Genomic DNA, 22,461 nt, shown 5'->3' with positions numbered 1-22,461 from the left:
GTGGACTGGGCTGCCCCTATCGGGCGTCAGCGCGTCGGCGGGCGTGACGGTGTCGGTCCTGCGGTGGACTGGGCTGCCCCTATCGGGCGTCAGCGCGTCGGCGGGCGTGACGGTGTCGGTCCTGCGGTGGACTGGGCTGCCCCTATCGGGCGTCAGCGCGTCGGCGGGCGTGACGGTGTCGGTCCTGCGGTGGACTGGGCTGCCCCTATCGGGCGTCAGCGCGTCGGCGGGCGTGACGGTGTCGGTCCTGCGGTGGACTGGGCTGCCCCTATCGGGCGTCAGCGCGTCGGCGGGCGTGACGGTGTCGGCCCTGCCGTGGACTGGGCTGCCCCTATCGGGCGTCAGCGCGCCGTTGACCACTCGCGGCCCTGCCTGCGGTTCTTGCGCATTCCGTGGGACAACCGGGTGCGTCGGCGCGGGTGGGCCGAAGTCGTTGTCGGCGGGGAGATCGCTTCCCTGCTTGGCAGCGGCAAGCTCCTGCGGTTTTCCCTGCGGCGACACATGCGATTCCTGCGTGCCGGAGTTGGCCGGCCGGTCGGCGGAGGCCACGTCGCCTGCTGGATTGCCGGCGACGTTTGCACCGTGCGACGACACCTGGTCTGATTGGCCCTGCGGTGCGAGGGTGCCCTCTTGTCCGCCTTTGCCGTCGTGCTTTCCGCCGTTTGAGGCCTGTTCTTCAATCTTTGTAGTTCCGTCCTTCAGCCTCGTTGCCGCCGCAAGCCGCGTCTCGGCCGCTTCGAAAGCGCCCCTGGCCTGGTCGACCGGACCGTCCCCAACACGCGGGTCCCTTTCCCTCCGAAGGAATGCAGCGACATAGTCGTTCAGCGCGTTGTTCGAGTGCGCCTCTGCAATGTCCCTGTCGCCCTGGGAATGGGGGATCGCTCCCCGATCGGCATAGTCGTCCATATCGGTGATGGGGCGATTGGCCTTCTCGTTACTGTCGACAAGACCATCCGGAGCCGCTGGATGCGCGGGATCGTTCAGGTGCCCGGCGCTTGGTCCAGAAAAATTTGACGGAGCCGCGCCATAAGCTGGCAATCGAGCTTCGGCCGCGTCGAAAGCTTCCCTGGCTTGGTGGGCGGCGTAGATGTTCTCCGAGGTTGGATCACGCTCCCTCTGGACGAAGGTTGCGGCATAGTCGTCCAGAGCCTGGCTGAAACGCGCTTCGGCGATTTCCCTTTCGGCCGGAGAAAGGTGAATCGCTCCACGATCGGAATAAGCTTCCATATCGGTGATGGGGCGATTGGCCCTCTCGTTTCTGTCGACAAGACCGTCCGGAGCCCCTCCAGCAGCCTCATGACCCGGTCGGTCGACGCCGGCCAGTTGATGAGGGCCAGCGTCGCCCATGATCAGCGTGCGATCTTCACCCTGCTCCGCCCTGAACTCGCGGAATGCCTGTCCCGGCTGGGCGGGTTCGCGATGCTGCAGCTCCTGGGCTGCCGGGGGCGGCCCCTCGCCGAGCATGAGGTGCTGGCGCCAGTTGTCGCCGTGCATCTCCCGCATCTCGGCCCCGAACTGCGCGTAGGAGCCACCCTCCGCTTCGGCGTTGCGGGTTTGCGCCTGATCGGGGTGTTCGCCCATGATCAGCGTGCGATCCTCACCCTGCTCCGCCCTGAACTCGCGGAATGCCTGTCCCGGCTGGGCGGGTTCGCGATGCTGCAGCTCCTGGGCTGCCGGGGGCGGCCCCTCGCCGAGCATGAGGTGCTGGCGCCAGTTGTCGCCGTGCATCTCCCGCATCTCGGCCCCGAACTGCGCGTAGGAGCCACCCTCCGCTTCGGCGTTGCGGGTTTGCGCCTGATCGGGGTGTTCGCCCATGATCAGCGTGCGATCCTCACCCTGCTCCGCCCTGAACTCGCGGAATGCCTGTCCCGGCTGGGCGGGTTCGCGATGCTGCAGCTCCTGGGCTGCCGGGGGCGGCCCCTCGCCGAGCATGAGGTGCTGGCGCCAGTTGTCGCCGTGCATCTCCCGCATCTCGGCCCCGAACTGCGCGTAGGAGCCACCCTCCGCTTCGGCGTTGCGGGTTTGCGCCTGATCGGGGTGTTCGCCCATGATCAGCGTGCGATCCTCACCCTGCTCCGCCCTGAACTCGCGGAATGCCTGTCCCGGCTGGGCGGGTTCGCGATGCTGCAGCTCCTGGGCTGCCGGGGGCGGCCCCTCGCCGAGCATGAGGTGCTGGCGCCAGTTGTCGCCGTGCATCTCCCGCATCTCGGCCCCGAACTGCGCGTAGGAGCCACCCTCCGCTTCGGCGTTGCGGGTTTGCGCCTGATCGGGGTGTTCGCCCATGATCAGCGTGCGATCCTCACCCTGCTCCGCCCTGAACTCGCGGAATGCCTGTCCTGCCTGGGCGGATTCGCGGATCGCAGCCGGCGCTGCCTCGGCGGTGTCTTCAGCACGCATCGCCGGAGGAGCCGCCTTGTCCTGCGCCTCGGGCAACTCCCGGTTCGCAGACACATGGCCAACGCCGTTGCCGGGAAAGCCGGCGTGAGCCTCACCGGAGCGCTGGAGAAGATGCTGCTCCAGCACCTGTGCTGATCGTCCGAGATTGAAGTCCCGCATGATGTCGTCGTTTGAGCGATCCTGAACCAGCCTGACGGGAAAAACCGTCACCGGGCCGCCCAACCCGACGGCAGGGGTTGCCGCCGGTTGAACCGACCCGCCGCCTGCCGGATTTCGGCTGGAGGAAAGGGTCGGTGCCGGATTCGTCGGCCCGTCAAAGAGCGCGTCGCTAACCTGCCCAGCGGGCCGTACGCCTTGCGTGACCAGTTGACCGGCGCCAAGGGCGGGGGCTTCCGCATGATGGACGACCGTGACACCGGGTCCGGGGCTGGTCTGGGTGACCGGGGGTGTGGTCGTTCCACCGCCGGCGCCAGGGGAGGCGCCGCCTGTGCCGGACGCCGGCGGATCACCTGCTCCGGGAGAGCCGGGATGAACAGGCGGAGTGCCTGCCCCTGCTGCCGGAGGGGCGGCCGGAACCGCTCGAGCGGCTGTAGCGGGCGCGGGATCGGCCGCAGCCGGGTCGGCGTGCTTCGGCTTCTCGTAGTTCTCGGGCTTGCGGACACCGTACATTTCGAGGCTGTGGACGCCGCCGCGGTTGAGGAGTTCATCGAGCTTGATCTCGATGCCTACAACCGCCTTTTCCGCCTCCTTCAGCTTCTTTTCCGCGGCCGTGACAGCCTTGTCGGCCTCGTCAGCCTTCGTCTTGGCCTTGTCTTCCTTGGTCTGGGCGGCCGTCAGCCTGGCCTGGGCCTCGCCCATTTCTTCGACGTTATGCTGCCGGTTGTTGAGGTCGTCGACGGCCTTCTGGGCCTCGACCTTTTCCCTTTGGGCGTCGTCATGGTCCTTATGAGCTGATGTCTTCGTCTCGCGAGCCTTGTCCAGACCCTCCTTGGCCGTCGTGCTGACCTTGCCGAAAGTTTCGAGTTCCTTGAAGGTGTTCTTGACGTCGTCGACAAAGATGAACTTGTTGAAGTTCTTCATTGTGTCGCGCAGCGCGTAACCGGCCATGGCGAATTCCGCGACGCCGCCGGCGATGTCGGCCGCGCCCTGCGCCATGGCTGCCTTGTACCGTTCGCTCGCGGCATTGAGGGCGGCATGGAAGCTCTGCTCGATCTTCTCGTCGATCGCGGATCGCTCGAGCGAACCCAGCGAGATGAGCCCCATCCCGAGTTCCTGGAACATCACGAGATTGAAGGCCTGCATTTCGGCGGCATTGCCCCGATGCATGACTTCCTTCAGTTCCTCGATGAGCGAGTCGAGGTGGAGCTCGCCGTTTTCGATCTGGTGACGCTTATTTTCAATGACTAGCGCGCCATAGGCGATCATGGCGTCGCGCGAGGTTTCGATTGAAGCAGACATGATTGCACCTTCAAGAAGGGTGTTCGGCCGATGGCCGGAGAGAGCGATGCCGGGAAGCGAGCCGCGACGTCAGGAACGCTCGGTGACGTCCTCGGCCACAGAGCGTTGACCTGAGAGCCAGTCGTTGAACGACTTGGACGAGGACTCGTCGACCTGGCTGTCCGTCTTCAGGAGATCGAACAGCTTCTTGATCATCATGTTGATCTCGTCGACTTCCGCGGCCGCGACGTTGGCTGCCTTCTCATGTCCGGCTGCCTTCATCTCGATGATCCCTTTCGCCACGCCCGCTCCGCCGGACATCATCGTTCCGGCAGACGTGATGGCACCGCTGGCGATGTAGAAGCCCTCCTCATGGGCCGTCAGCCATTGCTTCACCTTCGCGAACGGGGCGGTCACGCTGGGACTTTTGAGATTCGCCTGGAGCGACTTGGCCGCGGCAATGTCGGTCGAATCCGATCCGGCATTCTGGGCGGCCTCGGCGAGCTTCTCCGCAAGGCGCTTGATATCGTCGCCCACCGCCGAGAGGCCGTTTCGCACGATGTTTTTCTGGAGTAGCTCCTGTTCGGCACGCAACACCTCGGGGCTGATCTCGCGTGCGGCGTCCTCGGCCTCGTCGGCAGCCCGGGCGCTGCGCGTGTCTTCCGCCACGCGTCCAGCCTGGCCTGGCTTCGACGTGCCGGCCGCGACAGCCTTCGATCCACCCTGAGCCGCCTGTTCGGCCGCCTCTTCGGCCGCCTTGACCGCGGCGCCGACACCTTCCCCGACCGCCCGTCCTGCGAGGGCGGCGCCCCCGGTCAGAGCCACGGTGAGAGCCATCAGCGCGTAGCCAAGCTCGGGTATCTTGTTGAGGACGTTCGTCGCCGACAGGACTTCCGTCAGGACCGCGACTGTGATCGCCGCAGCCGTAATAGCTGCCGTGAGCGGGGTCGCGATGCCCAGGGTTACGATGTCGAGGATGGCGGCGAAGGCGACCGTGACCGCCATGATGACCTTCTGGATGCAGTCCGCCTTGTGGGCCCTCTCCGCGTCCTCGATCGACTTCTGGATCTCCTCCATCTGTGTCTCGAAGGCGTGTTGCGCCTGGACCATGTTGGTCGCGATTTGCTGCAGCTTCGTGCCCTGGTTGGACGCATTGACGACCACCATCGTCAGCCGTGCAAAGATGGCGGCGAGACTTGTCGCGTCGCCACCGGGAGACGCGGCTCCGGCAGTCAAATCGGCACTGTTCCCGGCTGAGCCGCTGCTGGAGAGCTCGCTGAGAAAGTAAGACATGTAGTTCGAGGAGCTTAAACTAGCGCTGTCCAATGCTTCGGGCATGATGAAATCTCCTTTTGAAATGTGCTCTAAACCAAGAATGATTGCTTCAGCGCCACAAACGGCCAGCGCAGTCCTACGATACCGTCCAAAACACTCGATCCGGTCGCTGCCCCGGACAAGATCACGCTGCCAGCAAATGACAGCGAGCCGGCCGAGGCCCACGCGCGGACGCCACCACAAAAAGGCGCCCAACCAACATAGCCCCGCGGTCTCTCAGTTTGGTGACGCTGGCGCGACGCGTTCGCACGGTGCGGTCAACCGGCTAACCCGCCGTGACTTCGGCGGTCCGCATCATTCCGCCGCGACACGGGCGGCGGGATCGGGAAGCCTGATTTCACCGACATTCTGAACCTTGAAATCATTGGCGAGTTCCGCGTAGCTCAGAACGGAGACCGTCGGATACTCGGCCTCGATGAGTTTTCGGACGTAGCGCCTGACATCGGGAGCGCAGAGGACGATCGGGACCACTCCACGATCTGCGATGTTTCCGATCTGGTTCCGGAACTCCGACATGAGGGTCGTGGACTGAACCCGCGTCAGATTCATGAAAGACCCGCCGGGCGTCTGCCTGATCGACTCGCGGATGAGCGTCTCGACCTTTTGGCCACACACGAAGCTTGGAACGACCATCTTGTCGCGCCCGAGCCGCCCGCAGATGTGACGTCTGAGATGGCCGCGAACTGATTCGACCAGGGCAACCGGGTCCTTGTCGCGCGGCGCGAACTCAATAAGCGCCGTCAAGATCGCGTTCATGTCGCGGATCGAGACACCTTCAGACACGAGGCGTTGCAGGACATCTGCGGCCCGGGGGATGGTCGTCGCCTTCGCCGCTTCGCGGACGAGGTCGGGAGACATGGTCTCCAGGCTCGCCAGCATTTCGCGCACCTGCTGGATGCCCAGGAATTCAGAAGCGCTGCCCTGCAGTGCGCGTCCGACGTGCTCGGCAAAAACGATTTCCGGAGCAAGCGGCTGGATCCCGGCAGCTGCGAGCTTGCCCTCATGTGATCGATGGATCCAGCAAGCGTCTCCGTCCAGCGCCGGCTCAGCTTGGTCATTGAGGCCGATGGCACGCAGGCTGCTGCGCCGGGCAAACACCATCGTGTGCGTGGAGGGAAAGTCGAATTTCCGGACCAGGATTTCATTCACGAAGACTGCGGCCTGCTCCGGCGGCATGGCCGGGTCGTGCAGAAGCACGATGGCGGGCAAGGGAAGGCCGAGTTCGTAGTAGATCCGAAGCCGCATGTCTTCGAGCTTCTTCTCGGCCTCCATCGGCTTCTTGAGCACCACGTCGTAATTGTGCTGCACGACAATGGGCCTGAGCGGGACAAGGCCGATCTTCTCGCCTGGCTTGAAGGGTCTCGCCCCGTCAGGACCTTCGCGCCCGGCGCCGGCACCGTTGTCCTGGTTTGATGCCGATCCAGCGCGCGTGATCGCGACATAGCACCAACCGCCCAAGCCCACCGCGAGAAAGAGAAAAACCGTCGAAGGGAGGCCCGGAACGAGGGCCATTGCCGCCAGCAGGATCGCGGTGGCAATCAGCCCGCGCGGTTGCGCGTGCATTTCCGAAAACATCTGGTCGCCGATGCCGCCCGGACGGCTGTCGTCTCGCACACGCGAGACGATGAAGCCAGCGGTAATGGACGTCAGAAGCGACGGAAGCTGGGCCGCCAGTCCGTCGCCGATCGTCAGGATCGTGTAGCTTTCCAGCGCTCCTGCGAAGGTCAGCCCATGCTGGAGAACGCCGATGGCGATGCCGCCGACGATGTTCACGATCACGAAGATCAGGGTGGCGATCGCGTCACCCTTGACGAACTTCATCGCGCCATCGAGGGCGCCATAGAGTTCGCTTTCTCGTTGAACCTCGTCGCGACGCAGTTTGACGTCGTCCTTGCTGGCGAGGCCCGCCCTGAGGTCAGCGTCAATGCTCATCTGGCGACCCGGCATCGAGTCCAGCGTGAAACGCGCGGCGACCTCGGCGACACGCTCCGCGCCCTTGGTGATGACGAGCATCTGGACGACCGTAACGAGCGAAAAGAGGACGAGCCCCACCACGATGTTTCCGGCCGCCACCAGGGATCCGAATGTCTGCACGATCTGACCTGCCTCGCCGTCGGCAAGGATGGCGCGCGTCGTGGCTAGGCTGAGCGCCAGTCTGAAAAGGGTCAGCAGGAGCAGGACGGACGGGTAGGACGCGAACAGCAAGGCTCGGTCGATGTTGACCGCGATCATCAATGCCATGACCGACGACGAAATGCTGAGGCCGAGCAGAATGTCCAGCATCCATGTGGGCAAGGGGACGATGATGATGAGCAAAACCCCGGCCACGACGCCGGATATCACCAGGCTGGAGGCTGAGAAGTTGGATCGTATCAAACTCATCGAGCTGCCTCGGCGGCTGGAATTCCAGATTGCTGAAAGCCGGGGGTCGAAATACGGCGCGATTTCATGAGAGAATTTGCCTGAGCATGCCAATATTGGCGCCAATAAGGGACTTGCCGCCCTTGAACGAAAGAGGAACGTTCTCGAGTGCCGAAACCAGGTCTCTCGCGGTCAGCGCGCCTTCACCGCGTGCGTGCCAATCGGCCATGAACGTGTCGATCTGTTCCTTGGTGATCCTGAATTCGATGCACCTCAGACAGAAAATCCCGATCTGCGGACGGTCTCCGAACTCCCGCAGATAGGCGAGGACGCGGTAGAGATCGTCGAGAGCGATAGCGAGGGCCGACGGGGGAGAGGCAGCGGGCCCGAGATGCGGCTGGTAGCGCAGCATGAGCCGTGTCAGGGCAATCGCCGGATCGAGATAGGCGACGAAAAGCTCCACCCCAAATCGATCGGCCATGTCGATCGCCCACTGCCCGGGCGATCGCGCGACGAGCGTGAGCACGTCCTCTTCCCGCATCAGGGACCGTTCGGCTTCGTCCTCGAAAACCGCAAAGTCGATATCCTCTTCGAGGAGGGCCCGTAGAGCCGGCCATACATGGTCGTAGCGCCCGTCCTGGCCGAGCTGTTCGAGGCACGCTTCGAGCCGGCCGCCCGGCGCGATTGACACGCTAGGGGGAGTGATCACCGTCCATATCCTCCTCGGCCAGGACGCCTTCGAATACTTTCCGAAATATATCGGCGACATCGTCCAGGTATTGGGACGGTATCTCCTCGTCGACTTCACTATCCCGGAACAGCCCGCGCGCGAGTGGGGGGTGTTCAATGATGGGAACGCCGGCGCTCGCGGCAGACTGCTTCATCACCTGGGCGAACAGGCCATCATACTTCGCCGTGACAATCGGCAGGCGGTCGACCTCTTCGTCATAGACCATCGCCACCGCGATATGGGTGGGGTTCACCACCAGGACGGACGCCTCGGACGCGGTTCTCCGGGGGTCTGGTTGCGCCGCCTCTCGCCTGAGAGATCGCTGCTGAGACTTGATCTCCGGACGGCCATCGGTTTGCTTTCGCTCATCCCGGATGTCGTTCTTCGACATCATATTTCTCTTCGTGAAGTTCCTCAGTTGCAGCAGGTGATCGATATACCCTGCGGCGAGGACCGTTGCCGTTCCGAACAGGACAAGGGGAACGCCTACAGCGACGAGGACGTCGCGCAGGCAGGACAGGCCGCAGAAATTCCACAGCCCCTGCGTTCCCAGCAAACGCCGCTCCGTCCACAAGATGGCCGTCATGATGACGGCCGTGACGGTGATCTGGCGCAAGACGTTGAGAACTGACGCCAAGGAGAAAAGATTCTTGAGATTCTGAACAGGGTTGAGCTTGTCGGTCGACAGTTGCAGTCGCGCAAAGGAGATCAGGAACCTCGTCTGGAAGAGGGTCGTCAGCACCGAGGCTACGCTGGCGATCAGGATGGACCCGAGAATGACAGGCGCGACCGTCTCGCCGATGCGAGCGAGGACGCGCGATATGTTGCCAGGCTGCTCGGTGCCGGCCACTGCGTCGGCGGTGAAGGACATGATCGCTGGCCAGGATGCCGGGCCGAACAGCGCGACGCCCACCATGAAACCCACCGCGGCCGCGAGCCGCGCCATTTCCGCGCTGAGGGCAATCTGACCCTGATCTCTCAGGTCCCTCAGCTTCTTGCTGGTGGGCTTTTCCGTTTTGGACGCCGTCATCGCTTCGGGCTCTCGCGAGGGAGCGGGACCTCCGGCGGGTGAAAGGACTTGCCGGCCATCACGGCGGCCGGCGTGTGGAGCAAGCGTTGCAGATCGCCGTTGCGGACCGCATAGCCGAAGGCGAACAGGGCGAAGATCGCCGACATGGTCAGCTTGATCGGAAGAACGAGGATGTCCGACGCAATGTTCGGGGCGGAGCGAGAGGCGAGGAAAACGCCGATTTCCATAACGAGAATGCTGAGCAGCGGAAGAGCCGCAACCAGCCCGAGAACATGAACCATCGTTTGAACGCACGCGGACAGTGCGACCCAGATCTCCTCGCCACCACCTGGATAGCCTTCCCACAGGCCCCAGACGCCGTAGGACCGATAGACTGTCAAAACGAGAAGGGAGATGGCGCCGCTATGCAGCAACACCAATGTACCGGCCCACTCGAAAGCTGAACCCAGAATCGTGCTCGCCTCGACCAAGGCGGTGTGTTCAGCCTGGGCGGCGCCGAAAGACCGTTGCTGGTCGATCAGAAACCCTGCACTGCGCAGGCCCCACCAGATCGCTGCCACTGGCAGGCCGAGCAAGATCCCGATGGCGATTTCCTTGAAGAGGATCGGCATCACCGTCCACAGGCCAAGTGCGGGGGCGTCCTTGGCCAGGACGACCGAAACGACAAAGGGGAGGCTGAGGCTGACGAAGATGGCGAGCCGCGTCATGTGCTGGATGGCTCGTGCCGAAAAGAGCGGCACGACATAAAGGCATGCGCCCAGCCGGGCCGACGCCAGGATGATGAGGTAGAGCAGGTCTGGGGAGGCTTCGATGTGCACGTCAGTGGACGTCCGCGATGCCGAGAAAGGATAGGGCGGTGAACTTCAAGAGCTCGCTCCCGAATCCCTGCGCCATGAGCACGAAGACGAGACCCACCACGGCCATCTTGGCGCCGCTGGACATGGTCTGGTCACCGATCTGGGTGACGGCCTGAACGAGGGAAAAGAGGACGCCCGCGGCGCTCGCCGCCAGAATGGCCGGCACCGCCACCCTCGCGGCAAACACAAACGTCTTCTCAAGCATTAACGTCGGATCGATAGCCATAGACTTGACCTTGCAATATTCGGAGCAATCAATAAATGTGATATACTTCGCTTAGCGGTAGCTCAGTATGAGGCTATTCAAAATCAGCCTCCATCCATCCACCTGCACAAAGAGAAGGACTTTCAACGGCAGCCCGATGGCAGTCGGCTGAACCATCTGCATCCCCATGGCCGACAAAGATGCAGCCACGACGAGATCAATGACGAGAAACGGCAAGAACAGGAGGAAGCCGGCTTCGAAAGCCCGGGTGAGTTCTCCGGTCACAAACGCCGGAATGAGGATGAACGGGTTCTGTTCCGTGACCTTTGGAACCTCCTTGCCCTTCCAGATTTCGGCCGCGGCGCTGGTGTAGAAGGCGCGGTCCTTCTCGGATGAATGCGCAAGCATGAATTCGGAAAATGGCGCGAAGGCTGGTTCGAACTGGGCAATGATGTCTCGCCCATCGCGCGCGGGATTCCATGTCTTCAGATAGGCGTAGGAGGTTTGCAGGACAGGAGCCATGATAAACAGGCTCAGCAGCAACGTAATTCCATTCAGCGCAAAGGTCGGTGGAACGTTTTGAAGACCCATGGCATTTCGCAGCAACATCAGGATGACAATGAGCTTTGTGTAGCATGTCACCATGACGACGACGAAAGGGATCAGAGCAAGCCCGACAAGGACAAAGAGAAGGTCAACGGGATTCGGAAAGTTCTGCGCCAGATCCAGCATCGTTGGGCTCTCTGAAATGACTGTTCGCGACTGACGTCACGAGAAATGCAATTGAGTCGCCGACGCTCACGATCTCGCCGGTGGCGACCACCTGGCCCGTGACGCGCAATTGAGCCGAACGGATCGGGTCGCCGGGCAGCGTGATGATCGTGCCCGGCGCGAGGCCACCCACTTCTCCCACGGTCATCTGCACATCGGAGAGAATGCATTTCACATCCACCCGAATCTGATCGATGGAGGAAGGCAATAATTCTGGATGATGTGTGTCGCTGCTGGAATTCATCATTGAACCGTCAATTGAGAGATGGTGGCCATGGATTTTTACAGGGAATGTACCGTAGCCGGACACGACGAGGCGCCCAGCCAATACATCTGGGGAATTACTCGCCAGAGATAAAATCACGAGGTCTCCGGCGGCGAGCGCCCGAAGCTTCTCGAGCGTCCATGAGAAACTTGCGATTTCGAGCGCAGACGTAATGACGAGGTCTGGCCACGAATGCCGCGGGGACGGAAGTGCTCGCAGCGGTTGCTCCAGGGCAACGAGGTCGTCCCCCGTCGCCCTCACCTCTGCCATCAGCCCCCGGGTTGTTCCATCGACTGCAAAGATACGGCCGAGCAGGCGCCGCCCGCCGTCCTGCCTCGGCGGATCAAAGGACCATGCTGGTCGCCCGAGCCCTGATCCTTCCACGAGTTCAGCGATCCCGTGGAGTGCAGCCGTGAGCAAGGCATCGCGAAGGTCGGTCGGCAGCAGCGAGTCAACGGTTCCCAGCGCTTCCTGCAGCAAGGGCAGATGGATCGGCAGTTCCCACACGCGCAGTACGAGTTCGGCCTGCCCGAGATACATCGTCAGTTCCACGAGCGGGCTCGCCGAGACATGGGTCCCGCCGTTCAGTTCGCGGGACTGCTGTCCGGCAGAGCCGCTTCGGGGCTCATCCAGAACCCACTCGTCCCAACAGAAGTCGAAGGCGAGTTCGCGGTCATGAACCCGGAAGTGACGCCATGCTGCCCGCTGCGCCACTGCGCTCAGGCCGGCGGCGAGTTCTCTGGGAACGTGGCGCAGCGACAGGCGATCAGTTTTCGCCATGTCCGCGCTCCTCCGCGTTTTCGGAGATCTCGACGACCACGACGCTCTCGAGACGCTTGCGCAGGCGCCGCTCAATTTCCGTCTGACCCGCGCGCAGGCGGCTGAAGGCGTTCCCCTGGACTGCAATCCTGGCCATGACCTCACCTGCGTGGACCAGAAGGTCGACAGAGATCACCGAGTGGTCCTGGAGATGCACGGTGAACGACGTTTCCAGGTTTGCCTGACCGAACAAGGCTGAACCTTCCGCGCCCCGCTCCAATCCAAGAGCTCCGTCGCCATGGGATCTCCGATGGGACGGCCCGGCCATCATGTCATGTGGTGTTCGAGGACCAACCGCGTCCAATGTCGGCCGAAACGGGTGCTGCAGAGCGTGGTTGGCGTTCGAATGGCGCTGTGTGGCTGCGTCGGCTTTTGCGCGCGTTTCCAAAGCGTCGCTTCGCTCGCGGTGGTCGGGCTGCAAGGCAACCGCTGTTGGATCCGGGATAGCAGGTTCGCCTTCCAACTGGGTGAGGCGAGCGGCACCGGAGTCATGGCGGTCGGGCCGGCGAACGAGGCGCAAAACCCGGTTTGCGGTGGTCGCCAGGCCGGCAGACGTTCTGGCCTCCTGGTGTGGCGCAGGCGATTCGCGTTGCTGGGCGAGCCTTGCCCTGAACGCGTCCCTCGCCGAACGGATGTCGGAAGTCTCTTGCTCCGGAGTCAGCCTTGGTTCAGGGGCAGGCGCTCCGGCTGGCACGGGTGGGCTTGACTCGATTGTCATGACCATGCGGTCCGGGCGGGAGCGGCGACGGGGATTATCTCGTCCATTGCGGCTTCCTCCCGCGCAGCATTGATCGCCATGCGCTCCGAGCGGCGGAGGGTTTGGAAATGCGAGATGCTCTCGAGAGATTTACGACGCTGTACGGCTTGCGCGTCGGCAAGCCTCGCCTTCCGCATTGCCGTTTCGATGTCTCGTTCAGCCCTGAGCGTCATCTGCCAGGCGTAGATGCTGGCGCGGCTAACCCTATACTCGGCGAATGCCTCGTCAGCATTCTCGGTACGGGTCAGAGATTCGGGGTCCGGATCGCTTTGAAGCGCCTCCAGCAGCACGCCCGTGAGATGTCTGATGAGGTCTGTCTTGGTCGATGCCTCGCGCGACACGTCCAGGGCGCGCCTGGCCTCGGATTGCGCCGCTTCCGCCGTCTTCAAGCGGCCATCACGGATCGTCTTCAACCGCGACATCATCGATCGAGGTCCGCAATTTTGGCCAGCGCCGCCCTGCCTTGGTCGAAGTCAGCGCGGTCGGCCGTCCGTTGGCACAGGAAACTGCGGATCTCGTCTCGCCGGCCGATGGCAATGTCCGACAGCCGATCCGCTCCTCGCTTGTATTCGCCGATCTTGAGCAGCAACTCGACGTCCTTGTACCGGGACATCAACTGTCTCAACGTCGCGGCTTCGTGGATCTGCTCGTCCGCTGCGACGAGCTTCATGCATCGGCTTAGGCTTGCGAGAACATCAATGGCGGGAAAGTGACCTTCGGCTGCGAGGCCGGAATTCAAGGAGACATGCCCGTCAAGAAGGGACTTGGCCTCTTCCGCAATGGGATCCCCGAGTTCCTCGCCTTCCACCAGGACAGTGAAAAAGGCCGTAATGCTGCCGCCCGCCACTGCGCCCGTACGTTCTATAAGCTGCGGCATCGTCGCGAATACAGACGGAGGGAAGCCACGCCGGGACGGAAGTTCTCCCGCCGCGAGTGCGACTTCGCGCAGGGCGCGCGCATAACGCGTCAGCGAGTCGAAAAGCAGGACGACCGTCTTGCCCTGGTCGCGATAATGTTCGCAAAGCGTAAGGGCGGCATAGGAGGCCCGCACGCGTTCCATGGCAGGGCGGTCAGACGTTGCGACGACCGTGATGGTGCGGGACCGCGTTTGCTCGGGAAGTTCGTTTTCGATAAACTCCCGCACCTCGCGGCCGCGCTCGCCGATGAGCGCACAGACGTCCACGTCGGCCGCGATACCCCGGGCAATCATGCCGCACAGCGTGCTCTTCCCGCATCCGGCGGGCGCGAAGATGCCGACGCGCTGCCCCTTGCCGATGGTCAGGAGCATGTCGATGGCGCGAACGCCGGTCTCGAGGCGCTCGCTGATGGGCGGTCGGCTGATTGGGTTCGGCGCCGTGCGATAGACGCTGGCCTTGTGGGTGCCGAAGGGCGGAAGCCGCGCAGGATCCAGCGGCCGGCCTTCAAAGTCCACCGTTTCGCCCAGCAGAGAGTCGCCTGCTGCCACCCAGGGGGCGCGGTTTTCGAGTGCAATCGGGGTTCCGGCGCTCACGCCGCGCAGGTCACCCAAGGCTGCAATCGTGACGCTCTCCCTGAAAACGGCGGTGATTTCGCCTGGTATCCGGCGCCGCCCGCCGTCGGCCAGGATCGTGCAGACGTCTCCGACTCCGCCCTTCGGTACGGTGGCGCGAATATATTGTCCGGTGGCGTCGATGACGTTCCCAAGCAAGCGCTCGGGCGTCCATCCGTTGATACGCAGGACGGGTGACGCCATTTCGGGGTCAGGCTGCGCAACGTGAATCATGCCGCGGCCTCGGCTGGTTCGCCCTCTGGCCCTGTCAGCGACTCCAGCAGGGTTTCCACTGCAATGGAAAGAGAGGCGTCAACGCGACCGTCGGGCGTCTCGAGGACGCAGGATCCGCGAGCGAGAGAGACATCCCTGATGACGTCCACGTTTCTCGTTTCAAGGTCGGCCAGAGACCCCGTGATATGACCTGCGTCGTCGTCATTGATGAGGAGGCGTAGCGGCTTGGCATTCACCGCATAGGCCAAGGCGCGATTGATGGCGCCGTCGAGGGCTTCGCGACGCAGATCGTGGTGCAGCAATCGATCCAGCGCCTGGCCAATGATGTCGCGTGCCGTCGCGATCTGGCTCGATGCGGCCGCATGCCGTGGCTCCCGCTGCGCCAGAAGCCGGGAGATGGCTTCTCGTTGGCCGGTAGCGAAGCCCGCCGCGTAACCCTCTTCCTCGCTTGCGCGGACCCTCGCTGCCGCTTCTGCCTCGATCTCCGCAGCTTGGGTTTTTGCCGCGTCGAGGATGCGTTCGGCCTCGCTCGTGGCGCGATGGAGCATGTCGTGAGCCGTCGCGGCAGCTCGCGTGGCTTCGCGGGAAATAACGAGGCCGGGCGTCATGTCACCGGCCGCCGAGGGGTCGAACGGGAGTTTTCTCATGTTGGTTCTGCCGCTTGAAGCGTTGCCATCAGCACGGCCAGGGAGGCCGTCCTGTTGTCGCTGGTCGCGGTACGTCCCCACGAGAGGGGGAGCTCTCCGAACGTTCTCTCCATGAAGCGATGTTCGGGATTGTCGACCGGGAACATGGCCTGAGCCATGCAATACAGGCCCGTATCGTGCGCAACCCTGTTCCAGCGGTCGAGTTCGGCAGGCCATCTCAAGCTCGCGGGAAGAGCCAATGGCGGACGCTTCTGCGTGTCGAGAAGACCGGCCCGCAGGGATGCGAAGTCCATCGGAGACAGGACGCGGCGCAGTGCGGCTCCGTCGACAAATCCGCGAATGTTGGGAGCCTGAGCGCGGAAACCGGCCGCGCGGACCAGGTTCTTGTCGCGACGAGCGGCGTCGATGAACAGCAGCAGCTCGGGTTCGTTCAGCAGAGAGGCCGAGCGGTCTCCGCGAGAGCGCAGCGACCAGGTCAGCACCGCAGCGCGTGCCGGCCCACACGCTTCGAGGCTGTCGAGCGCTTCTTGGGACAGGGAGCGGTGAGGCACTTGAAGCATGGCGATTTCGGTCGAGAACGAGACGAACGCCCGCCAGTGATCGGGGCAAAGCCTCTCGGGAGGGGAGGGCATCGTCACGCTGGCCTCCCCAGACCTAACAGACGCCGCAAGGACGAGAACGGCCCGGAGGCGGTCTCGCCGTTCTGCCGCCTGCGTGACCGGAACCACACCGTGACCAAAGCCAGGAGGGATGTTGCCGTCGTTCCCGCAAGAACTCCCGCCACCATCTTCATATCTGGCTGTTCGTGCGGAAGGGCTGGACGAGGAAGTGTTTCAGCAGTGCTGGGCTGAGACTCGAAGAGATAGACGGTCACGGCGGAGTAGGCCAAGCCGGGAACGCTGTTGGCGATGAGCTGGCGGACCTTGTCGACGTCGCCCTGGAATTCGCCGCGATGCCGCAGCATCACCGCAGCCCCCGTTGGTGGCGAGGCCTTGCCGTCAGCCGCATCGGGAATGACGATATGGACCCTGGCCGAGGTGACGCCGTCGATCGCCATCAAGGTCTTGGTTAGTTCTTGCGAAAGCCCGAAATACAGGCGGACCCTCTCTTCGCCCGGCGATGAGATCATTCCCTCTCGCTTGAAGAGGGTCTCAATTCCTTCGATCTTCGGATGAGGGAGCCCGAGTTCTTGGAGGAGGACAGTAGCACGGCCGATATCTTCCTCGGGGACGAGGATGGCCGTGGATCCCGAGCGGTCCACGAGCTTTTCGGCGTGGACATTCTCCTTGTAGAGGGAGGCGAGAATGGCGACCGCCTCCTGATCGTTCAGACCCGTGACAAGACTGACCTTCCGCACGCAGCCAGTGAGAAAAAGTGCCGCGCCGAGTATGACAATCGACGTGGCGACCCGCGGGAGCTTGGCTTCCTTCTGGCCAATCATCCGGTCAGCCCTGGTTCTTCAGGAAGGTCTCGAAGTTCTGCATTCCCTTCGAGCCGACATGCGTCATGACGTCGATCTGGATTGTCACCCGCAGAACGTCCAGCTGCGTCTCCAAGAGGAGTTGAACCGGGCTGCCTGCCAGGGCGCCTTCCGGCGCGACGATCTCGCTGACCCTTTTCATGGTGTGCGAAAAGTCATCCCGCGTGTGATCGACCCACCGGGAGAATTGCGTCGCGTCGTTGGGCGCGGCCGGCGGCTGCTCGGCGGCCTGGGTGACCTGCCCTTCCTTTCCTGAGCCGGCCGAGACGAGGGAACGGAACCGCGCCCGGTCATCGGCGAGCGCCGGGCTGGTCGCGACCGTGTTTCCTCCCGCCGGTGCACTCGTCGTCAGTGCACTCGACACCATCAGCGTAGCGGTCATCGTTGCGGGTCCACGGATTGGGCCATCGACGACGCATGGGATGCCGTCGACTGCCGGAGATAGGCGAAAGCGTCCTGCATCCCGGGGGTCGTCCAGGTCTCGTCGGGCACGAACGCGACGAGACCCTCGGCCTCCTCGTCGTGCCCGCCCATCCTCAGCAGGAGGGCCCGCGCGACGATGAGTTCCGGGTCTTCAGGGCTGGTTGCCGGCAGAAGCTCCATGCGTGCGCCGTCGGTCCTGGGGTTCGCGCAAGGAACCAGCGCGACGAGGTGGCGGGCCCTGGAGACACCCGGCAAGTCGGGCAGCTCGTCCAGAGCGGCGCTGGCAGCAGCGTGGCGGCCCACCAGCGAAGCAGCAAAAGCGACCGCCACGACGGCGCGGGCCGTCGCGACGACATTGACACTCACGATGCCGTTCTGCGCCGTCATCCAATCTTCTGGGCGATTCCCTGCATCATCTGTTGGAGCGCGTGGAGAGCTCCCGAGGCTGCGCCAGTCGCGACCGAGTAATTGGTGATGTCCTGCTGAAACCTCAGGAGGTCTCCCGGGCTCGACGGATTGATCTGGCTGGCCGTATTCGCCATGCTCATCTCGTATTGCTTCTGATAGGCGAAAATCGGATCGAGCATTGTTACTGAGCTGTTCGACATGGAAGTCGTCTCCTGTACCTGCGAGTAATTCAAAAAGGTCGATAGCGCGCCGGCACGAGTCGTGAAGCCGGAGTGCTTCCTGATAGCGAGACGCGGGGAGCCCTTGCGCCAATTCCGCCGAGAGAGCCTGCAGCGAAAGAAGAAGGCGGTGCCGGACAGACGCGGTGGTCTCGTCCGGTCCGGCGACCCCCGCGAGAATTTCACCGAATGTCATGGGTCGATGTTCTCCCAGACAATCCAGTGAGGGGGACGGGAGTAGGGCACGCGTATTGTTTCGTCGTCGCTGCGGACGAGTACTCCGTCGTCATCGATGGCGACAATCTCGTTCCGCTGTCCAAGAAGCGAGCCGACCCTTACCTCGCCACCTCCCTCCAGCAGGAGGGTGGGATGGCGCGCGAGGTTCACGCCATCGATTGCCGGCAGCGACAGCGGGTCGACAAGGTCCAGCTTGACCAAAGATGCGATTCCGGCCGGGACGATTCTCTGCATCAACTGGGCCCAGGCGTCCCGCTCTGACTCGCCGGCGAGCCTCACGCGCAGTTGCATCGACGCACCTGCATCCTTCAGCTTCCACGCCGACTTCAGGTTGTCCCGGGCCGCAGCTTCCGCCACGGCCTGTGCAATCAGTTGCGGTGTCCAGATCTCGTCCAGTACATTGCTGAACTGAGCAATTTCTTCTTTCACGATCTTCAGGAACCTGGACTTCTCTTCGTCGTTCCAGGCGAAGCCCGTCAGCACCAGTTCATCGTCCCGCACGGATACCGTGACGGTCAGATGCATGCTGAGCGCTGCACTCTCGATCTCCGGGACCATCTTTTCCATGACTGCGACGTGAAAGATCAGCGGTTTGTGCCATTTGGCCTGGACCGCCGCCTTGATCCGGTGGAGATCGCCCGGGTGAGTCAGCGCGCCACTGATGACGGCCGCACCCGAGGTTTCCAGCGCTGTAAGCCGTGGCAGGAGGTGCGCCCCCGTTTCCGCCTCGCGCAAGACCTCCGCCAATGTCGCCGTGGGTCGAGACATGCCGTGGTCGACCGGGCTTGCTATGCCGAGGGTCATCGCGCAGCCGAAAACGGGGGCACCGATCAGCGCCCGCGGTGCCAGCTGTCCCAGGCTTCGGCCAACGCGCGCCATTGAATGGACGCTGGCCATTGCCCAGTGGTGAGTACCTTTTGGAGCAAGCGCCGTGAAGCGCGCATTGACGGGCCCCAACGAAAGCGCGTCGCCAACGTGGATCAGGTGTGATGTCCCGTTTGGGCCCTCGTTCCCGATCACTGTCGCCGACCAGCCCTTCACCACGATGGAGTAGCCCGCTCCGGCGTCCAGGTCGCTCAGGACGATGTCGGCATCGAGATCGCACCCGACCGTCCACCGCCCCGGGCCGAGCCGGATTGCGGCGCCAGCATGAAACCCGTTGATGATGGAGAGCCAGGCCATGGCGTAGATCTCCGGTCAGGCTGTGAAGATGACCTGTTGCGCGAAATCCTGCGCAACAGTCGGCTTCGCCAGCTCTTCGGTGGCCTCTTCGGCTTCGTCCGCCGAGACGCCCATGGCCTCTTCGTAGTTGCGCTGCACCACGGCCGCGACAACATCCTCGTAGATCGGAGGCATCTGCTCTGCGGCTTCCGCCTTGACCTTCTCGAAGGTCGCGGGATCAAAGCCATGGTCGATCAGAATTGCTTCGTTCATCTTCTCAGTCTTGGCGACGAAGGAGAGCGCCCGCTCGCAGAGCTCGGTCGCCTCGCGCGTCGAGAAGTGCACGGCCTCGTCTTCGGAGCCTTCGTAGGGGTTCTTGGCAGCGGTCGACATGGTCGCAGTTCCCTTTAGTGCGTGGTTGGAGAGGTGAACGTGTCGCGCAGCGGGGTGGGCCCCGTCCGTCTTGCCCTTGCCGCGCTTGCGTTGAGTTCGGACTTCAGCTCGTCCGTGAGGTCGCCGAGCATTTCGGAGCCGTCGACGACGCGAACCGTGAGCAGAACCAGCAGATCGGAGCGCTCGCGTCTCTCGCCGCGGCCGGCGAGGGCCGCACCGAGAACCGGGATATCCGAAAGGAGCGGAATACCGGCCGTTTCGACCGTGTCGCTGCTCTTGATCAGACCGCCGAGGGCGACGGTCTGGCCGCTCGCGATGTTAATCGTGCTGGACAGCCGCCGCTGCTGGATGGTGGGCGAGTCGATGCCCGACGAGGTCGTGATCGTCGCCGAAGCGGCGGACTGCTCGATGTTGAGCCGGACGACGTCCTCGGACGCGATGCGGGGCCGAACCTTCAGCGTGATGCCGGTGTCGACATAGGCGATCGACGGGCCGCTTGCGATGACGGAGTTCGAGTCGGACTGCTTGGACAGGATGGGGACCTTGTCGCCGACATGGATCTCGCCCTCTTCATTCTCGGTCACGAGAAGGCGAGGCGCGGACAGAAGCCGGGATTTTGACCGGTTCTGGATCGCGGTGATGATGGATTTGAGATCGGAGGTGTTGATCAGGAAGCCCAGGCCGCCCCCGAGCGTCCGCGCCAGGGGCAGGACGGACAAGGCCTCGTCGACGCCGAACGTCCCGCCCGGGCCGGTGCGGCCACCCGATGCCGTGGCCTTGACCTTCGAGCCGGAGTACAGCACGTCGGCTCCGAGCTGCATGTCGTCGCCGAGACTGACCTCGATGATGGCCGCCTGCAGGAATATCTGCCGAGACGCCTTGTCGAGAGCCCGGGCGGCCCGTTCGGCTGCGGCGATGAGTTGTGGCGGCCCGGACAAGATGAGGGCGTTCCTCTCCGCATCGACGGCGATCGTCAGGCCGCGCGTCGAGCCCGCATCCGGCGCGGCCAACTCAGGGGCCGCGACCGCAGGCGCGATACCGCTTTCCGAGTCGACGGGAGCGGCGCCAGGCGCGGATCCATCAGCCGCCGGCGCGCCTCCCGACGCCGGCCGGGGCACCATTGCCGTTGCGGGGGCGTGCTGCTCCGCCGTCGCCGGTTCGGCCGCCGCGAACAGCGGCGCGATGAGCTTGGCCACGGCGGCCGCGTCGCGGTTGACGATCGGCAGGGACTGAAGTGCGGCGTTCTGCCGGGACGCCAAATCCAGCCGGCTGATCCAGCGGCTGATCCAGCTGAGGTCGGCGTCGTTGCGCGCCACGGCGAGCACGGCGTTGGCGCGCGCCAGGGCAATCAGCGCGATGCCACCCGCTGGCCGGCTTTTGTCGGCGAGGTCCTGGGCGTCCCTTGCCACCTCACGCGCCGATGCGCCGCGCAAGGGCAACAGCGCGACGCCGCCACGGCCGGTCAGGCGGCTGTCGATCGCCGCCGACACAGAAGCTGCGTCGGCGAGGCGCTCGGGGTCACCCGACAGGGAGACGGCCCGCTCGTGCTCGAGCACGACGACGTCGAGATCGGGATAGTATTGCTTGAGCACGGCCCCGAGCGAGGTGACGGAAACATTGCCCGGGCGCAGCACTGTGCGGCCCTGCTCGTCCCCGACCGGCTTGGCCTGCCTGCGGATTTCGAAAGCCTTGCCCGAGCGCGTCACCACGAACCCTTGCGGCGCAAGCGTCCGGGCGAGTTCCACGACGGAGGACCGCAAGGGCGTCTTGTCGGCCACGAAGGTGACGGGCACCGCCGCCTCCCTCTCCGGCACGGCGATGTCCACGTTGACCTGCCGCGACACGGCGCGGGCGACATCGCCGAGCGGCGCGTCCCTGAAGTTCCACGACGTCAGGACATCCTTCGCGACCGCCTGGACGATGAGATCGTCAGCATTGACGATCGGCTCCGCGGCCGCCGGGGCAGTGGACGATCCAAGATCGATCTGCGAGCTGCCGTCCGCGTCGCCCCGGTCGAAAACCGGCGCCTGCTGCGGAACGCCGCCAGCACTGCCTCTCGGCTGGATCGCGGCGCGATTCCTCGACGGTGACGTGAGTGCTGCAGGGATCATGAAATCGACACCGTAAGGGCCGGACTCGTCGCGCGAGGCGCAACTCGCCAACCCGGTGGAGAGAGAAAGCGTCAATGAAATTGCAAGTATCGGTCTGATTTTCGCGCCGACGGCGACAGTATGCAACAACGTAAAATACCAATCGAAAGTAAAATGAGTAGACAAGTTGGCAAGGCCACCCGCCACGCCGCAATGCCTAACGATCGGTTATGAAGCTGAAATGACACGCCCGGAGCCGGGGCATTTTACCGTGTGTACGATCATGAACGCCCTCGCGATTTGCTGTGTGATCGCGGCCAGTACTACACGTAACGGTTGTATACTGATTTTGTACGCGCATCCGGCAGGGAGGCCGGCGCGGCTCCGGCGGGCGCTGAACGGTGCGGGCCGTCCCTGGGAAGCCCGCCTGGCGAGTCGCGGAAACGAGAGTCACTCCTCGCGCGCGCGTACTGGCGCGCGCTTTTCCTTCTAGACACTGGCCAGACACTTGGCCCGGACTGAGGGAAGGCGAGGGCCGCTGCCGCGCGGCGTCGGCCGGGGCGCACGAATAGCAATCGCATTTCGTGAAAAATTTCGGCTTCGACATCAAACTGCAATACAGGCTGGCTAAATACTGTCTCGCGGTCTCCGGAATTGGTCCGGTTCAAAGACACCGCG

General features: G+C 63.7%; 21 protein-coding genes and 1 pseudogene. 1 reads left to right on the top strand and 21 read right to left on the bottom strand.

Features of this window, described 5'->3' with window-relative positions; genetic code table 11:
• The 3 genes and pseudogenes from AC5JCN_RS05260 to sctV all read right to left on the bottom strand — a co-directional run.
• Nucleotides 1-3,855, bottom strand: a pseudogene (locus tag AC5JCN_RS05260) (hypothetical protein); the annotation flags it as partial.
• 69 nt (nucleotides 3,856-3,924) lie between these two features.
• A complete protein-coding gene (locus AC5JCN_RS05255; RefSeq protein ID WP_495753973.1) occupies nucleotides 3,925-5,334 on the bottom strand; it encodes a hypothetical protein in 1,410 nt (469 codons plus the stop codon).
• 129 nt (nucleotides 5,335-5,463) lie between these two features.
• Nucleotides 5,464-7,497: a type III secretion system export apparatus subunit SctV gene (gene sctV, locus AC5JCN_RS05250; protein WP_495753977.1), complete on the bottom strand. Its 2,034-nt coding sequence runs from the start codon at nucleotides 7,495-7,497 to the stop codon at nucleotides 5,464-5,466.
• Between sctV and AC5JCN_RS05245 the strand changes: the two genes are divergently transcribed.
• Complete coding sequence (locus tag AC5JCN_RS05245; protein WP_495753978.1) at nucleotides 7,409-7,621, top strand: hypothetical protein; 213 nt, start codon at nucleotides 7,409-7,411, stop codon at nucleotides 7,619-7,621. The genes sctV and AC5JCN_RS05245 overlap by 89 nt on opposite strands.
• On the opposite strand, the gene AC5JCN_RS05240 is transcribed toward AC5JCN_RS05245, so the two are convergent.
• The 18 genes from AC5JCN_RS05240 to AC5JCN_RS05155 all read right to left on the bottom strand — a co-directional run bounded on the left by AC5JCN_RS05240 (nucleotide 7,616) and on the right by AC5JCN_RS05155 (nucleotide 21,804).
• A complete protein-coding gene (locus tag AC5JCN_RS05240; RefSeq protein WP_495753972.1) occupies nucleotides 7,616-8,221 on the bottom strand; it encodes a hypothetical protein in 606 nt (201 codons plus the stop codon). The two genes, AC5JCN_RS05245 and AC5JCN_RS05240, sit on opposite strands and share 6 nt — an antisense overlap.
• 1 nt (nucleotide 8,222) lies before the next feature.
• The gene (locus AC5JCN_RS05235) at nucleotides 8,223-9,290 is read right to left on the bottom strand and encodes an EscU/YscU/HrcU family type III secretion system export apparatus switch protein (RefSeq protein WP_495753971.1); all 1,068 of its coding nucleotides are present in this window, start codon (nucleotides 9,288-9,290) and stop codon (nucleotides 8,223-8,225) included.
• Nucleotides 9,287-10,108 (bottom strand): EscT/YscT/HrcT family type III secretion system export apparatus protein, encoded by an 822-nt coding sequence (locus AC5JCN_RS05230; RefSeq protein ID WP_495753970.1) that lies wholly within the window; start codon nucleotides 10,106-10,108, stop codon nucleotides 9,287-9,289. The genes AC5JCN_RS05235 and AC5JCN_RS05230 overlap by 4 nt, the downstream gene beginning before the upstream one ends.
• Nucleotide 10,109: 1 nt before the next feature.
• Nucleotides 10,110-10,352: an EscS/YscS/HrcS family type III secretion system export apparatus protein gene (locus tag AC5JCN_RS05225; RefSeq protein ID WP_495753976.1), complete on the bottom strand. Its 243-nt coding sequence runs from the start codon at nucleotides 10,350-10,352 to the stop codon at nucleotides 10,110-10,112.
• A 72-nt stretch (nucleotides 10,353-10,424) separates the two neighbouring features.
• Nucleotides 10,425-11,084 (bottom strand): type III secretion system export apparatus subunit SctR, encoded by a 660-nt coding sequence (gene sctR / locus AC5JCN_RS05220; protein ID WP_495753969.1) that lies wholly within the window; start codon nucleotides 11,082-11,084, stop codon nucleotides 10,425-10,427.
• Nucleotides 11,047-12,168 carry a FliM/FliN family flagellar motor switch protein gene (locus tag AC5JCN_RS05215; RefSeq protein WP_495753968.1) on the bottom strand — a complete coding sequence of 374 codons (1,122 nt, stop codon included), beginning with the start codon at nucleotides 12,166-12,168 and terminating at the stop codon, nucleotides 11,047-11,049. The genes sctR and AC5JCN_RS05215 overlap by 38 nt, the downstream gene beginning before the upstream one ends.
• Nucleotides 12,155-12,427 carry a hypothetical protein gene (locus AC5JCN_RS05210; protein WP_495753967.1) on the bottom strand — a complete coding sequence of 91 codons (273 nt, stop codon included), beginning with the start codon at nucleotides 12,425-12,427 and terminating at the stop codon, nucleotides 12,155-12,157. Before AC5JCN_RS05210 ends, AC5JCN_RS05215 begins: the two co-directional genes overlap by 14 nt.
• 494 nt (nucleotides 12,428-12,921) lie before the next feature.
• Nucleotides 12,922-13,389 (bottom strand): hypothetical protein, encoded by a 468-nt coding sequence (locus tag AC5JCN_RS05205; protein WP_495753966.1) that lies wholly within the window; start codon nucleotides 13,387-13,389, stop codon nucleotides 12,922-12,924.
• Nucleotides 13,386-14,726 carry a FliI/YscN family ATPase gene (locus AC5JCN_RS05200; RefSeq protein WP_495753965.1) on the bottom strand — a complete coding sequence of 447 codons (1,341 nt, stop codon included), beginning with the start codon at nucleotides 14,724-14,726 and terminating at the stop codon, nucleotides 13,386-13,388. The genes AC5JCN_RS05205 and AC5JCN_RS05200 overlap by 4 nt, the downstream gene beginning before the upstream one ends.
• On the bottom strand, nucleotides 14,723-15,373 hold the full coding sequence (locus AC5JCN_RS05195; RefSeq protein ID WP_495753964.1) for a FliH/SctL family protein: 651 nt from the start codon (nucleotides 15,371-15,373) through the stop codon (nucleotides 14,723-14,725). The genes AC5JCN_RS05200 and AC5JCN_RS05195 overlap by 4 nt, the downstream gene beginning before the upstream one ends.
• Complete coding sequence (locus AC5JCN_RS05190; RefSeq protein WP_495753963.1) at nucleotides 15,370-16,011, bottom strand: hypothetical protein; 642 nt, start codon at nucleotides 16,009-16,011, stop codon at nucleotides 15,370-15,372. Before AC5JCN_RS05190 ends, AC5JCN_RS05195 begins: the two co-directional genes overlap by 4 nt.
• On the bottom strand, nucleotides 16,008-16,814 hold the full coding sequence (gene sctJ, locus AC5JCN_RS05185; RefSeq protein ID WP_495753962.1) for a type III secretion system inner membrane ring lipoprotein SctJ: 807 nt from the start codon (nucleotides 16,812-16,814) through the stop codon (nucleotides 16,008-16,010). The genes AC5JCN_RS05190 and sctJ overlap by 4 nt, the downstream gene beginning before the upstream one ends.
• 4 nt (nucleotides 16,815-16,818) lie before the next feature.
• Complete coding sequence (locus tag AC5JCN_RS05180) at nucleotides 16,819-17,235, bottom strand: hypothetical protein (protein WP_495753961.1); 417 nt, start codon at nucleotides 17,233-17,235, stop codon at nucleotides 16,819-16,821.
• A complete protein-coding gene (locus AC5JCN_RS05175; RefSeq protein ID WP_495753960.1) occupies nucleotides 17,232-17,663 on the bottom strand; it encodes a hypothetical protein in 432 nt (143 codons plus the stop codon). The genes AC5JCN_RS05180 and AC5JCN_RS05175 overlap by 4 nt, the downstream gene beginning before the upstream one ends.
• Nucleotides 17,660-17,884 (bottom strand): EscF/YscF/HrpA family type III secretion system needle major subunit, encoded by a 225-nt coding sequence (locus tag AC5JCN_RS05170; RefSeq protein ID WP_495753959.1) that lies wholly within the window; start codon nucleotides 17,882-17,884, stop codon nucleotides 17,660-17,662. Before AC5JCN_RS05170 ends, AC5JCN_RS05175 begins: the two co-directional genes overlap by 4 nt.
• A gap of 210 nt (nucleotides 17,885-18,094) precedes the next feature.
• The gene (locus AC5JCN_RS05165; RefSeq protein ID WP_495753958.1) at nucleotides 18,095-19,321 is read right to left on the bottom strand and encodes a hypothetical protein; all 1,227 of its coding nucleotides are present in this window, start codon (nucleotides 19,319-19,321) and stop codon (nucleotides 18,095-18,097) included.
• A 15-nt stretch (nucleotides 19,322-19,336) separates the two neighbouring features.
• Nucleotides 19,337-19,693 carry a hypothetical protein gene (locus tag AC5JCN_RS05160; protein ID WP_495753957.1) on the bottom strand — a complete coding sequence of 119 codons (357 nt, stop codon included), beginning with the start codon at nucleotides 19,691-19,693 and terminating at the stop codon, nucleotides 19,337-19,339.
• Between the two features lie 14 nt (nucleotides 19,694-19,707).
• The gene (locus tag AC5JCN_RS05155) at nucleotides 19,708-21,804 is read right to left on the bottom strand and encodes a secretin GspD/PilQ domain-containing protein (protein ID WP_495753956.1); all 2,097 of its coding nucleotides are present in this window, start codon (nucleotides 21,802-21,804) and stop codon (nucleotides 19,708-19,710) included.
• Nucleotides 21,805-22,461 lie beyond the last annotated feature (657 nt).

Source organism: Alsobacter sp. (genome assembly GCF_059501845.1).
The sequence above is the reverse complement of the archived record's forward strand: the minus strand, read 5'-3'. Positions and strand labels throughout refer to the sequence as shown.

Excerpts from the sequence above, each read along its gene's own strand:
- AC5JCN_RS05245 (WP_495753978.1), top strand. The coding sequence starts at position 7,409 with ATGACCGACGACGAAATGCTGAGGCCGAGCAGAATGTCCAGCATCCAT.
- AC5JCN_RS05235 (WP_495753971.1), bottom strand. The coding sequence starts at position 9,290 with ATGACGGCGTCCAAAACGGAAAAGCCCACCAGCAAGAAGCTGAGGGAC.
- AC5JCN_RS05225 (WP_495753976.1), bottom strand. The coding sequence starts at position 10,352 with ATGCTTGAGAAGACGTTTGTGTTTGCCGCGAGGGTGGCGGTGCCGGCC.
- sctR (WP_495753969.1), bottom strand. The coding sequence starts at position 11,084 with ATGCTGGATCTGGCGCAGAACTTTCCGAATCCCGTTGACCTTCTCTTT.
- AC5JCN_RS05215 (WP_495753968.1), bottom strand. The coding sequence starts at position 12,168 with ATGGCGAAAACTGATCGCCTGTCGCTGCGCCACGTTCCCAGAGAACTC.
- AC5JCN_RS05205 (WP_495753966.1), bottom strand. The coding sequence starts at position 13,389 with ATGATGTCGCGGTTGAAGACGATCCGTGATGGCCGCTTGAAGACGGCG.
- AC5JCN_RS05200 (WP_495753965.1), bottom strand. The coding sequence starts at position 14,726 with ATGATTCACGTTGCGCAGCCTGACCCCGAAATGGCGTCACCCGTCCTG.
- AC5JCN_RS05195 (WP_495753964.1), bottom strand. The coding sequence starts at position 15,373 with ATGAGAAAACTCCCGTTCGACCCCTCGGCGGCCGGTGACATGACGCCC.
- sctJ (WP_495753962.1), bottom strand. The coding sequence starts at position 16,814 with ATGATTGGCCAGAAGGAAGCCAAGCTCCCGCGGGTCGCCACGTCGATT.
- AC5JCN_RS05180 (WP_495753961.1), bottom strand. The coding sequence starts at position 17,235 with ATGACCGCTACGCTGATGGTGTCGAGTGCACTGACGACGAGTGCACCG.
- AC5JCN_RS05175 (WP_495753960.1), bottom strand. The coding sequence starts at position 17,663 with ATGACGGCGCAGAACGGCATCGTGAGTGTCAATGTCGTCGCGACGGCC.
- AC5JCN_RS05170 (WP_495753959.1), bottom strand. The coding sequence starts at position 17,884 with ATGTCGAACAGCTCAGTAACAATGCTCGATCCGATTTTCGCCTATCAG.
- AC5JCN_RS05165 (WP_495753958.1), bottom strand. The coding sequence starts at position 19,321 with ATGGCCTGGCTCTCCATCATCAACGGGTTTCATGCTGGCGCCGCAATC.
- AC5JCN_RS05160 (WP_495753957.1), bottom strand. The coding sequence starts at position 19,693 with ATGTCGACCGCTGCCAAGAACCCCTACGAAGGCTCCGAAGACGAGGCC.
- AC5JCN_RS05155 (WP_495753956.1), bottom strand. The coding sequence starts at position 21,804 with ATGATCCCTGCAGCACTCACGTCACCGTCGAGGAATCGCGCCGCGATC.